This window comes from Novosphingobium sp. BL-S-34, from assembly GCF_056857015.1.
The window spans coordinates 434223-446728 of the sequence record NZ_JBXEPV010000003.1; the positions used below are offsets into that span (position 1 = coordinate 434223).

General features: G+C 58.7%; 9 protein-coding genes and 5 pseudogenes. 5 read left to right on the forward strand and 9 right to left on the reverse strand.

Annotated features, from left to right (window positions below; genetic code table 11):
• Nucleotides 1-16: 16 nt before the first annotated feature.
• Nucleotides 17-589, forward strand: a complete 573-nt coding sequence (locus tag AC1VV3_RS24795; protein ID WP_279388349.1) for a TetR/AcrR family transcriptional regulator — start codon at nt 17-19, stop codon at nt 587-589.
• Between the two features lie 153 nt (nt 590-742).
• Here the strand turns inward: AC1VV3_RS24795 and AC1VV3_RS24800 are convergent, their stop codons facing one another.
• A complete protein-coding gene (locus AC1VV3_RS24800; protein WP_482963183.1) occupies nt 743-1006 on the reverse strand; it encodes a hypothetical protein in 264 nt (87 codons plus the stop codon).
• 1238 nt (nt 1007-2244) lie between these two features.
• Here AC1VV3_RS24800 and AC1VV3_RS24805 point away from each other — a divergent pair.
• Nucleotides 2245-3369, forward strand: coding sequence for a dipeptidase (locus AC1VV3_RS24805; protein WP_482963184.1), 1125 nt, complete (start codon nt 2245-2247; stop codon nt 3367-3369).
• 233 nt (nt 3370-3602) lie between these two features.
• On the opposite strand, the pseudogene AC1VV3_RS24810 reads toward AC1VV3_RS24805, so the two are convergent.
• From AC1VV3_RS24810 to AC1VV3_RS24830, 5 genes and pseudogenes are all read right to left on the reverse strand, one after another.
• Nucleotides 3603-4432, reverse strand: a pseudogene (locus AC1VV3_RS24810) (IS5 family transposase).
• 197 nt (nt 4433-4629) lie between these two features.
• A pseudogene (gene mazF / locus AC1VV3_RS24815) lies at nt 4630-4962 on the reverse strand (endoribonuclease MazF).
• Nucleotides 4962-5203, reverse strand: a pseudogene (locus AC1VV3_RS24820) (AbrB/MazE/SpoVT family DNA-binding domain-containing protein). The pseudogenes mazF and AC1VV3_RS24820 overlap by 1 nt, the downstream one beginning before the upstream one ends.
• 802 nt (nt 5204-6005) lie before the next feature.
• A complete protein-coding gene (locus AC1VV3_RS24825; protein ID WP_482963185.1) occupies nt 6006-6566 on the reverse strand; it encodes a helix-turn-helix domain-containing protein in 561 nt (186 codons plus the stop codon).
• A 215-nt stretch (nt 6567-6781) separates the two neighbouring features.
• Nucleotides 6782-7378 (reverse strand): RNA polymerase sigma factor, encoded by a 597-nt coding sequence (locus tag AC1VV3_RS24830; protein ID WP_482963186.1) that lies wholly within the window; start codon nt 7376-7378, stop codon nt 6782-6784.
• 247 nt (nt 7379-7625) lie between these two features.
• Here AC1VV3_RS24830 and AC1VV3_RS24835 point away from each other — a divergent pair.
• A pseudogene (locus AC1VV3_RS24835) lies at nt 7626-7857 on the forward strand (recombinase family protein); the annotation flags it as partial.
• Here the strand turns inward: AC1VV3_RS24835 and AC1VV3_RS24840 are convergent.
• Together AC1VV3_RS24840 and AC1VV3_RS24845 are read right to left on the reverse strand one after the other, a co-directional pair.
• Nucleotides 7758-8054: a type IV toxin-antitoxin system AbiEi family antitoxin domain-containing protein gene (locus AC1VV3_RS24840; RefSeq protein ID WP_482963666.1), complete on the reverse strand. Its 297-nt coding sequence runs from the start codon at nt 8052-8054 to the stop codon at nt 7758-7760. The pseudogene AC1VV3_RS24835 and the gene AC1VV3_RS24840 sit on opposite strands and share 100 nt — an antisense overlap.
• A gap of 63 nt (nt 8055-8117) precedes the next feature.
• Nucleotides 8118-8486: an AbiEi antitoxin N-terminal domain-containing protein gene (locus AC1VV3_RS24845; RefSeq protein WP_482963667.1), complete on the reverse strand. Its 369-nt coding sequence runs from the start codon at nt 8484-8486 to the stop codon at nt 8118-8120.
• Between the two features lie 294 nt (nt 8487-8780).
• Between AC1VV3_RS24845 and AC1VV3_RS24850 the strand changes: the two genes are divergently transcribed.
• Nucleotides 8781-10448 carry a glycosyl hydrolase family 79 N-terminal domain-containing protein gene (locus AC1VV3_RS24850; protein WP_482963187.1) on the forward strand — a complete coding sequence of 556 codons (1668 nt, stop codon included), beginning with the start codon at nt 8781-8783 and terminating at the stop codon, nt 10446-10448.
• 172 nt (nt 10449-10620) lie between these two features.
• Nucleotides 10621-11098 (forward strand): annotated as a pseudogene (locus AC1VV3_RS24855) (IS110 family transposase); the annotation flags it as partial.
• 821 nt (nt 11099-11919) lie between these two features.
• Here AC1VV3_RS24855 and AC1VV3_RS24860 read toward each other — a convergent pair.
• Nucleotides 11920-12393 (reverse strand): hypothetical protein, encoded by a 474-nt coding sequence (locus tag AC1VV3_RS24860; protein WP_482963188.1) that lies wholly within the window; start codon nt 12391-12393, stop codon nt 11920-11922.
• Nucleotides 12394-12506: the final 113 nt, after the last annotated feature.

Consider the following 12506-nt stretch of genomic DNA (forward strand, 5'->3'; position numbering starts at 1 on the left):
TGTTTACGCTGTTATCATGAGCAGAAATAGTAACAGTGTCAACATCGAAAAAAAGCCTTACCATCATGGTGATCTGCGCCAAAGCCTGATCTCGGAAGGGTTGCGGATGCTCGGCGAACGCGATGCCGATTCGCTGTCCCTTCGCGAACTCGCACGTGCGGTCGGGGTGAGCGCCACTTCGGTCTACCGCCACTTCCCGGACAAGGAAGCGCTGATGACGGCCCTGGCGCTTGAGGGCCTTGCGCAGCTGGGCGCGGCGCAGCGGACCGCCTCGGAGGCCGTCGGTGGCGGCGCCGCCGGTTTCAGGGAAACTGGCCGTGCCTATGTCCGCTTCGCGCTGGCCAATCCGGCACTCTTCCGCCTCATCTTTGCCTCACCAGCGCTTCTGGTCGGCGGCGTGAAGAGCGACCTTGGTTCCGAGGCGCACGATCTACTGCAGGCCAACGCCGCCGCTGCCGCTGCGCGCGGTGGCGGCAAGCCGGAGGTTCAGGCGGTACAGGCCTGGGCGCTTGTCCACGGTCTCGCCATGCTCATGCTCGATGGACAAGTGGCAGTCGACGATGAACTCATAGACAAGGCCATCTGCTGACGCCGGCCCACGGGGCTGAATTCAGTGCGGCCAAGGTTACCCCCCCGACAGCGGTTTGTCGGCGCGCTTCACTCGGCGATCCGTTCAAGAAAAGCTTCGCGGGCGAGCGCGTCATCGAGACCATCGATCGCCTTGGCGAGACTTCCTGTTTCATCACCGAACGCTCGCGCCGCTGATGCCAAAGAGGTCGTAGAGCCGTGACCAACGCCTTGCCGCTTGCAGTGAGGTAGATCGTTCGTCGCCGACGGTCAGCTTCGTCCGCTTCCAGTGAAACGAAGCCGGGCGATCCCGAGACACTTTTGCCTGAACGACAGCGGCGTGCGCGCTTCCCCGCGACGATGCGATTTCGCCGACCGAAAGTGGTCCGTAACGGTCGACAAGGTTAAGCGGGCCGAACCAGCGCTGTTCGAAGTCCACTCCGTGCCTTCGGTAAGAAAGTAGGACATCGCGATCGATGGCCTCGGAGAAGCGGCACGGCCACGCACCAAGCGCGGCACCTTTGCAGCTTCGCGCATAATTCCGAGGGAGACGGGGGGCCTGGCGGCAGCGGCACAACCGGAAGCGCCGCCACGTGAAATGGTGATAGACTTGGCAGGAGTGAAAGCCCTCCATCGCAGGCAGGTCGATACATGCCTCGCGCTGCTCGAGCCCAACCATACGCTGTTCCTCGGATCGTCGAATGCCCTGTGGAGCCTTGCGTCAGCCAAGGTCCTTGGCCGGAAGGAAGCGGCACGGTAATTCTATACGGCTTATCCCGTCAAAGAGCCGGGAGAGGCAAGCGCATTGCGAGCACTCTTGGAGCTGGGTTGATCCCTACTCCATGGTACGCCGCGCCCAAGCCGAAATGGCACATAGTCCCAATGCCGTTAGCCTTCTTGCCGTGAAGCCCTGAGGACACAGCTCCCGGGCACAGATCCCAAACGCATAGCGCAGGCGCCGCACGGGCCCATTCCCCGGAGCCATGAGGGCACAGCGCCGGGACGGCCTCTGGACGCGTGCGCCGAAGCCCAACGTCCCTCGCTGGGGCCCGCTGTTCGACGACGGTCGAAACTCAGGAAACCACAGCGCCCCCAAGGCATGAAGGCGATTGGTTCGTCGATCGCAAAACCGTGGTTCTCTAATCCACTTTTCGCCCGGTACCGCTAATCGGTCCGCGGCTCCTCATTGTCAAAAGGAACCGTCAGAGCCGCACCGCCCGGCTGCGTAGGCGAAGCGCCCAGCCGAGAGACGCCGCAGCCCTCCCCTGCCCTTCCGTTTTAACGCCTCTTAAATCACCCTCTCCCCAAGCCGCCCTGAAATCCTTGACGAGCGCAAGCAAACTACCCAAGCAATGGCTTCTGCTTCGCATCCGGCCGAACATGGTAGCCAGTCGAAAGCCGAAACCGTAGACCGGTCATGCGCCGATCTTACATTATGCAACACATATGATAGCATCTATCAGGTCCGCACGCCCGGATATCCGCCCGTCAGGTCCCGCACCTTTGCTCGGATAGCACTTCCAACATCAGCGATGGACGCCGGTCCCCCCGGTGGCTGAGCGATTACGGACGAAATCTCGAAATCCGTTCCGTCGATCCAGAACGCCGCCGGTCGAAGTTGAATTGCGCGAAGCGATACCCTTCCGCCAAGTCGGGCCGCGCAATCGGGAGGAAGAAATGGATCGTCGTCAAATTCTTGGCTTTGCCGGAGCGGCATTCTCCGCCGCGGCATTCGCGCCCGTACACGCCTTTGCCGAAGCCGCCAAAGGCGCGCAGGTTGCAACCGGAGGGTTGCTCATCGACGGCAACTTGATGCCTCCCCTTGATCCGGACGCCCCTCTCGACGATGCATATGCCGCGCTCGTCCGCTCCTCGGGTCTCACCGCCCTCAAGATGACGCTTGGAGGAAGCGGAAATCTCGACAAGGCACAGACCGATGTCGATATCGCCGATATCGCCAAGGCCATAGATAAAAACCCGCAGCTATTTACGCGCATTCGGTCTTTCTCCGACTTCGGTGAAGCCAAGCGGACCGGAAAAGTGGGCATCATCTTTTCCTTCGAGGCCGGAGAGATGCTCGAGGGCAAGATCGAAAACATCGACCACTTCCGGCAGGCCGGCGTGCTCGTGATGGGTCTAACCTACAACCGGGAGACCCCATTCGGCTCTGGGGTGCTGGCCAAGAACCCGAAGGGCCTGACGCGGCTCGGGCACGAGGCGGTCGCGAGGATGAACGCACTTGGCGTGTCGATCGACATCAGCCACTGCGACGAAGCGACCAGCTTCGCAGCCATCTCCGCATCCCGCGTCCCGGTACTCGTAACCCACGCAGCCTGCGCTGCAGTGCACAGTCACCCCCGCAATAAATCGGATGCTCTGCTTCGTACGCTAGCCAAGAATGGTGGAGTCGTCGGCATATACGAGCTGAGCTTTCTCGTTCCCTACCCCGAACAGCCCGATATCGCCGCGTACATCGCGCATCTCGACCACGCCTTGAGGGTCTGCGGGGAGGATCATGTCGGTATCGGCACCGATGGTTCGCTGACGCCGTTCGACACGTCCCCTGAAAGCATGGCTACCTGGAACGAGGAAATCGAGAGGCGCAAGAGATCAGGTGTATCCGCTCCGGGGGAAGGTCCGCCGCCTTTCGTAATTGGGCTCAACCGGCCAGACCGCTATTCGGTGATCGCGGATGCCATGGCAGCGCGTGGCTATCGCGCTCGCACGATCGAGAAAGTCCTGGGCGAGAACTTTGCGCGAGCTTTTGCAGATACGTGGAAGGCTGGTCCGCAAACCGTCTGACGAGGGGCGAGCGCGTCAATTTCATGAATTGCAACCAGATCGAGCAATACTGGTTGCACTCCTTGCATTTGCGAAAACGCGCCGCGACCGACATATGTGCAGTGCCTTTCAGGCATCCTCTCCTAAAGACTTTCCAAGCCGGCCCTTGTGGCCGGCTTTTTTTCAGCGTTCCGCCTAGCCGCCTGCTTGGCCGTATCGCCGCCGTGGGCCTTAGTGCCTGACTCCGAAGTTTCTCAAACGTAGCAATACCTTGCGGTTCTGGGTAAGCATGCGGATAGAGGCTATCGTCGCCCATGCCGTGAAGGATGCGATGGTGGTCTCCCAGTCTTTGGCAAGGCGGCGGCATCGGCCAAGCCATGCGAAGGTGCGTTCGACGACCCATCGGCGAGGGAGAACCTGAAAGCCCTTCGCCTTGTCCGAACATTTGATGATTTCGATCGTCCAGGCACCTGATCCGGTCAGGGCGGCACGAAGCTTGTCGCCGGCATAGCTTCCATCTGCAAAGACGTGGCGCAGCCAAGGGAAGCGTTTGCGCACGGCCTTGAGGACATCCACGGCACCGTCGCGGTCCTGAATGTCGGCGGTGTGGACGAGGATGAAGACGAGAAAGCCGCAGATGCCGTCATGATGTGGCGCTTGCGGCCTTTGATCTTCTTTCCAGCGTCATAGCCGCAAGGGCCGCCGCTTTCCGTTGTTTCACCGACTGACTGTCGATCACACCGGCGCTCGGAGAGGCTTCGCGTCCCTCGATCTGCCGCAGGTTCATCACCAGCACCGTGTTCATCGCCTCCATGAGGCCGGTGTTGCGCCAGGCATAGAAATAGCGCTGGACCCTAGAAACCGGAGGAAAGCATTTGGGAAGGAGCCTCCAGGCGTAGCCCCTTGCCGCAATGTACAGCAAGGCATTCACCACTTCGCGCATGTCCGTTGTGCGACGCCGACCGCCGCGCTTGGCTGGCGGGATAAACGGCGCCGCCAATTCCCACTCCCTGTCCGTCATATCGCTGGAATAGCGCAACCCTTTCCGGCTATGCTCCTGCCGGGCAATACCAGTCCATGCCATTGATCACCCCATCTCTCGCAGGACGGCGTGAATCACAACATGCTGGTATTGCTCAACAACTTTTAGGGCGGGCTCTAAACCATCATCTCGTTTTAGGGTTACTTTCAAACATAAACCCTTGATATAGTTCAATTTTCTTGATTGTCTTACGGCGAAATAATGTGTATATTAAAGATATAACTTGCCGAATTGATCAATTAGTAAGTAATGCGGCAATTTTTTGCCTTAACTTCCTCAATTACCGAAGCCGTAACAGTCCCCTTTTTCTTTTCCCCACGTACTTTCCAATCCAGACTTTTCACCTGATCAGACAGCACGGCACTCGCTGAAGACTGTGACACGATGACCTCAAACGGATAGCCCTTGATCTGGCTAGTCATCGGGCAGCAAATCATCATGCCCCGCATCTCGTTGTACGCCGATGGAGAGAGCACCAGTGCAGGGCGGTGCCCCGCCTGCTCATGACCTGCCTAAGGATTAAACTGAACCCAAACAATATCACCGGTATCGGGAACGTAGGCGCTCTGCATTAAAGAAGCTCGTTACCAACGGGGGGCCCAAAATCAACAATCTCGGGGAAGGTCTCTGGCTTCATTTCAGCAAGCAAGGCTTCCAGAGTGAAGACCGGCTTAGAGACAGGCTCGATGATGAGTTTCCCGTCTTCTCGCGCACTTCCACCTCCTGCCCGACACTTAGTGCGGCTGCCGCCATGATGGCTGAGGGAATTCGGATTGCTGCGCTATTCCCCCACTTTCTGACCTGAACTCCCATATCGAACTCCTGTGTATCTACAATGGTGATACACTATCAGAGCCACGACACGTGTCGACAAATGTATCTACGTCTCTGCGAGAAAGGGGTAACGCTGTTGAGTTTCACTGAAAACTGCCCGGATCCTGTCTGCGTAAGAATACATGAACTACCTCTATGGTGATGCAACATTTCATCCGCGTCCTCCGGGTCAGTTCTCAGTGAAACTCAACAGTAATATAATTAGCAGGTCGAGCGGACTTGCCGCGTTGAATGCGCAAGGCAGGAAACAGGCGTCGGAAGGCAGATCGTCTGAACAATTCGAGGGAATAATGACAGCCATATCGGCCTTCGCCCGTAACGACGCGCCAAGACGAGCGGCGACAGGCGTCTGCGCTCGAGAAACGTGCGCGCCGGCTTGGAGTTTCGGTCAGACAGGTCCAGCGGTTTTGGCAGATTCAGATTAGAAGAAGGATCGCGGGAACCGCGACACTGCTCAGGCACGCAATTGCCATGCACATGATGCAAAATTCACCGACACGACATACGGATTCCGTTCGTCCCATTCCCTTCTTCAATTTATCCGCTCTTTGGCGGCCGCGTGGAGGCAAACATATCGATGACCGGTAAAGCAAAGATCGCCGCTACGGCAGCCGGTTATCCAGACATCGAGCGCGCGATGGGCCAAGGATGCTTCGCCTATCTGTACCGGACGGCGGAAATCCGACCTCCAGAGCGGAAAAATATGGGTAAAGGCGCGCAAACGCCTGCCGATGCAAACGCCGCCGCACAGGCAGGAAAGCAAGCCGCGACTGAGGAGCCGCTATCGCGGGTGAACCTCGGAACCGGTGCCAAGGCAGGAACGCGACTGTCGCCATCTGGCAGGTGTCGTTCCCAATCGCTTGGCAAATGTCCGCGTAAGATGGCTTTGATCGCAGAACCCGCAGTCGAGCGCAATCTGGGCAAGCGACATGGATGATCCGTCGATCAAGTAACAAGCCATCTCAAGGCGCCGATCTATCAGCCAGGTGTAGGGCGTGATGCCGACCGTGCCGGTGAACGCCTTGATGAAGTAGCATGGCGAGAGACCGCAGGCACCGGCGATTTCGGCGATTGCGACAGGCTCGTTCAAGCGAGAGCGCAGGAGGCGTTTGGCAGTGTCCACTTGCCAGGATGCCAGAGTTCGGCGGTGCCGGCCGGTCACGGCACCTTTGCCCTGGGCAGAAGAAGACGCCCGTTCGCCGGTGCCGGGCATTTTCACTGTCGGCAGGCTTGTGCCGCAAAGGCCGGCATCTGCCAGTGCAACGCCGGACAGCCCATTGGCGCACGCGCCTGCATCGAAAAGGCTCGCGCCAGGCACATCTGCGCGTCGGCCCGCGTTCATGCGTTCCCAGCCGCTCAGGGCGACCTCCTATGGGTTGCGGGAACCCGGCCAATCGCTCGCAGGATCCGCTCTGCAAGCATCCGGCCCGGCACCCTGCGGCCACCACCTGCCGATGTCAGGCGATGATCACCCGAACCCGCTGAGGAGGAAGCCCTGTTGGTCCCACATCCAGACACCCGGGAAACGAAAAGGCGTCCCCTGCCTCAAAATAAATCTCAGCAGGCGTCGTCGCCCTGTGCTTCGCCGCCATTCTCCAACCGGCGACGAAGGAAATCAGCAGCGCGTGCCAATTCCTTCTGGACGGTACGGCGGCGCAGGCCGAGCCTTCCCGCGATCTCGCCGGTGGAGAGATCATCGACCCACCTCAGGAAAAATATGGTGCGCCTTTGCTCAGGCAAGTGCTGCGCGAATGCCAAGGCGCGGGCGAGTTCGTTGGCGGAAGCAGCCATGCGCTCAGGATCGGGGGCCTCGTCGGCCACAGTGTCCAGAATGAAGCGGTCTACAGGCACGCTGCGGGAGAGCGAGCGCCGCCTGTTCTGGCCAAGATTGAAGGCCATGCGCCGCAGATAGGCGCGCGGGTTATGGACCGCGCCGATGCGGGCGCCGGCGGCCAGTTTCGCGGAAGCATCCTGAAGCGCATCGAGAGCCGCGTCGCGCGAACCCCACGTCCGCTCAAGTCCAACCGCCAGTTCCCGGTAAATCGCGATCAGTGCCCGCTGCAGCGCGTGCGCCTCGTCAGTTCTGTCGTCTGCGGGAGCAGGCCCGGTATCTGCCTCTTGGGATCCGAAACTGCGACCGAGGTCCTCTTTCATCTGGCTTCAAATCCATGGATGCCGCATCCCGGATAGCCGCCTTTCCGCCCGGCAAACGTGGTTCTGATCCGCGTGATCCTGATTCCTTTCACGCGCGCGGCTTGTGGCCGTAGCGCAGCCATGAAGCAACACTGACGAAGACCGCCAGTCGTGTATATGCTTACTGGGTTAAAAATTTGTCATGGCGCCTACAAGGCCACAATTTTAAAGTAATTGCGCCAGAATGTCGCGAAAATACCAATCAAGGATAGAGGCTCTCCATATCGGGTTGAAGGGCACGATGAATACGCTCTTTCTGAAAGACCTCGCTGACAAGACCCGCAGAGGCCTCCGGAGACGCGTGGAGCAGGGTAAGTCCGGTGGAGGCAACCTCCTATGGCTACGAGGTCGTCAAAAACCTGGACGGGCGTGGAGAGCACATCCGTGGGAGCCGGACGATCAATCCGGTGGAAGCAGCGGTCGCTGAGCGTATCTTCAAGATGCTGGTGCAGGATGCCAGCTGGACCTGCAGGCTGCGCGGACTGAGGTTCGCCGAGCCCTGCATCAGCATGTCGACCTGGTGGAAGGTTTCGCGGCCCGGCAGTTCGTCGAGAAGCTGGAACAGGGCCCGTTCGGCGCTGGCGAGGCGCAGGCCCCATTTGGCTGTTCCGCCACTGATCAGAAAACCGCCCGGCAGGAAGTGAAGCGGCTAATCGCTCGACCGCTCTGTGCGTCATCGGATTGCGTGACGACCGGATTATCAGGAAACAGCCGCCGGCTGTTGTGCCAGACAAACTCGACCTCGAGGGGCAAGGCAGCAAGCCAGCCGGGCGGCCTTTGCGCGCCATAGAGGTGAACCTCCCTGCGCCGCCCCAGAGTGGCCGTACCCCAGTTTCTCCAGCGCGCTTCGCCCGCCCACGGTCACGTCGCTCTCGAGGAAGGTCTGGAGGGATATGATGGCCTCACGCCAGCCGAGCGGACTGTTTCCGCGGCGATATACGCGTGGAGCCGGCTGATGGAGCCATCCCGCCTTGACGTACTGGCTGCGACGCGAGGAGGAGTAGCCGCCGCGCTCCAGCCAGGCCGCATCGACAAGTGCGCCATCCGGCAGTTGCTGAAGCTGGTTCAGCTTTCCTCAGTTTCCGGCAGCCATACTAAGGCTTATAGCGCTAATTCAAACCAAAGGAAAGTTTGGAACTTCCTGTAAAACCCTAGCATGACTTAGCATAGTGACACCGCTTCAAACCCGGTGTTCGAAAGTAATGCGCCTTTGCAGGTACCACCAGCCGTCATGCAGCGATAACAGCCAGCAATCCTTTCCCGCCTTCGGGGCCAGCCTGATCCGTGACGAACCACCGCGCCCGGCCAGGCGCCAATCCATAGGCTATTGCTATGGGTTATTAAAAAATCGCGATTTGACGGAATGGTTTCGCAAATGCTTTCTTTGCTTGAAAAGGGGTGTGATATGCGGGAAAATTCGGCTTTGGCGCAAAAGGCACAGAGGAAAGCGACTTCCAGTCAGAAAGTACCGCTGACCATTATGGTTGCAATGCTGCTTACATCGGCAACGTTGCACGCGCGGCCTTCATTAGCCGACCAGATCGATGTCGCTTCGCTTCCGCTAGTTGGTAGGGTGGACGGCCGCTTTCAATCCTACAACATTGAAATGGCACAGGTGACCGGAGGCCAGTTTTGGAAGCCCTATCGGCCGGAATTTACCGGGGCAATAAAGGTCCGTGAAACCAGTCCGTTCGAGTATCGCGCTCCGATCGATTTATCCAATCCAAGGCTTCGTAAGCTGTCTCAGGCGTTAGGCCCATTCTATCTGCGTGTAAGCGGGACTTGGGCGAACACCGTATATTTTCCGGACGAACAGAATGATTATGTTTCGTCTCCCCCGCCGGGTTTCAAGAGCGTCCTTCATCGCTCGCAGTGGCGCGGTGTGATAGAGTTCGCACGTGCGATCGATGCGAAAATCGTGACGTCGTTTGCCATTGGAGATGGTGTGCGTGACAAGAGCGGCGTGTGGACGACGGATCAGGCGGAACGTTGGGCGAAATACACCCATTCGCTCGGCGGAAAGATCGCAGCTGCCGAGTTCATGAACGAGCCGTCGATGGCAGGGATTGGTGGGGCTCCTGCAGGTTACACGGCGGCAGACTATGGTCGTGACTTCCGGATCTTCGACAAATTCGCCAGGCTCAATTTACCGGAAATGAAAATTCTGGGCCCAGGCTCTGCCAGCGAAACTCCTACCTCTTGGGGAATGCCGCATGTTCCGGGCTCGCTTCCCACCGCCTCGCTGCTCGCGACCATGGGTGATGGAATTGACGCATTCTCTTACCATCACTACGGCGCCGCCTCGATGCGGTGCGCGGCAATGAAGATGCCGCAAACCAGCGCTGCGGATGCTCTCTCCGAGGAGTGGCTTTCCCGCACCAGTCTGACCAGGGCGTTCTATGAAGAATTGCGGGATCGATATGAGGGCGGCAAACCGTTGTGGATGACTGAGGGCGCGGATGCCGCCTGCGGCGGTAACCCGTGGGGAGGAACGTTCCTCGACAGCTTCCGCTACCTCGACCAATTGGGGCGATTGGCAAAGGAAGGTGTACATGTTTCTATCCATAACACCTTGGCCGCCGGTAGCTATGGCCTCCTCAATCAAGACGACCTCACACCTAAAGCAAATTATTGGTCAGCCTTGCTCTGGCACCGGCTGATGGGGCCGACAGTGCTTGACGCTGGTAATCCGCTGACAAGTGGAATCCACCTCTACGCACATTGTCTTCCTAATCGGGCTGGTGGAGTCACGATGCTTGCGATCAATAACGGCGCTTCAGCAAAGCAAATTCGCATAGGCAAGCAGAGCTTGCGATACACCCTGTCGTCTCCAGGCTCCAAATCTAGCAGTGTAAAACTGAACGGTCGGTTGCTTCGCCTGGGCGCTAACGACACGCTGCCGGACCTATCCGGCAGTGCCCAACTTGCCGGAGATGTTACTCTCTTGCCAGAGACGATCACCTTTCTCGCCATTCCCGGCGCTGGCAACGCGGCTTGCAATGAGATATCCGCCAATCCGACCCTACACTGAGTAACGGAGACAGCTTCAAATTTTTAACGTCAGCAAACTTGCACACGTGAGTTAGGACGCCGTGATCGGGTGCCAATTGATCTCGCGGTGACGTCATGCGATGGACGACCTCCGCAGCAGCGTAACTGTGCGATGATGTGGTGATTGTAGGTCCACGGCTAGCACTTGTTCCATGAAGCAAGAGATTGTCACCGTCGGATTGGATCTGGCGAAGAATGTGCTCCAGTTGCACGCCATCGCTGCTGATGGCGCGGTGCTGATCCGACATGAGCTACGCAGGGCCGAGGTCATTCGGTTCTTTGCGGAGTTGTCGCCTTGCCTGGTCTGTATGGAAGCCAGCGCGTCTGCGCATTATTGGGCGCGGGAACTCATCGCGATCGGCCATGAGGTACGCCTGATGCCGCCAGCCCATGTTGAGCCATATGTGAAACCGAGGTAAGACCGATGCGGCGGATGCAGAAGCGATCTGCGGAGCGGTCACCCGCCCGACGATGCGCTTCGTCGCTGTGAAGTCGGTTGAGCAGCAAGCGGTGCTGATGCTCCACAAAAGACGCGGCCTGATGGTCGGACAGCGCGCCATGCTGATTCATGCGCTCCGCAGCCGCTCAGTGGAGTATGGGATCGTGACGGGTCTGGGCGTTACTTCGGTGGGCCGGCATTCGGGTTGGCAAGCAATGATTCAAGACGATCCTCGGCGGGACGGTGTTGCAAAAGAGCACGACCAAAGGGATACGGAGACCGATACCTTTCTGGCCTTCCGGCAGCAAACAGCAGGCCCGAACCAAGACGCGACCTGACCAGAAGCGATGCCGAGATGGCAGCACTTCGCCCTACAGGTCGCAGCGCGCGAATGGCCCATCCAGACAACGCGTGGGCTAAACAGCGCGCGCGGCAATCGCATATGTGATGCCTCGCCTCTCCGCGGCCATGGAGAAGCGAGAAAACTCCAAAGCGTCAGGCGTTGATGGTAGCTGGATCATAGCACACGCCGGTGGGTTTTCCACCCGGAAGCGACTGATATCTGCACAATTGAGCGGTAAGGGGGCGTCTTGAGCAATGCCGCGATCAATTCGGACTAAAAGGCATCCAGTATCCTGGCGACACTGATCTGCTCCCTGCGCAAGAAGAACATCTTCAATCACGCCGAGTATCGAGGGCCTGCTCGTCGGGTTGAAAACGACTACCCGCTAGGCAGCAAGCCCAAACGCCCGAGCGAAGCAGCCGTCGCCGGCCAGGATTCCGGACCGGACGGCAATGCTGCTGGAGATTCGTCGCCGGGGGTAAGCCGTACAGGAAGCGTGAAGCTGGCAAGACTTGATGCGAGAACTGCGCTTTGCCTTGCTCCCTCATTGTGCGGGATTTTGACGAGGGTGGTACCGCGCCTCCTACGTCAAATGGGAGCCTGCCGGAAAAGAAGTGCAGCTGCGAAGTTTGCCTGGCATCGCAGGAAATTGGTCGCGCAGCGGCTGCGCTAGATGACGGCTGACCCTGCGGGAAATTCCTTATCCTGAAACGCTGACTGCCAATTTTTCCGAACAACTATTAGAAAAAAGCCCCGCTTTCCACTGGATTGGATCGCGGGGCATAGGTACGGGTTGATCGCATGCAGTTGCCCTCCCATGAGGGTAGGAGAGCAGCGACCGGAGAACAGCGACCGAGATGCCGTAAAGTTCCAGGTCTTTGCAAAAAAAAATCTTCTGCCAAAGCCGAAGACTGGCTTGCGCATGGAAACGTTCTGTCGCGCTACCTCAGCAGCCTTTTGCTCTATTCCACCTGGAACCTGATAAAGCCCGCGCTTGAGATAGCCCGCCGTTTTAAACTTATCCTCTAATGCACGCCCACGTGCTTGCCTGGGAGGTCGATATGTTTTGTAAATTGCCAGCCGCAGATAGCTTGTTCGCGGGCCAGACACGCGGTTCGCCATGAACGACAGCGCCTTCGGCATGGCGACTGTGACACGGCTGCTTCTCAAAAAGAACCGAAACGCATGTACGCGTTTCGGGCCAAGTCGATGGTTCGCGCCGCGTGGGAGCGCGGCAGCGAGCCAGTCGGACAAAC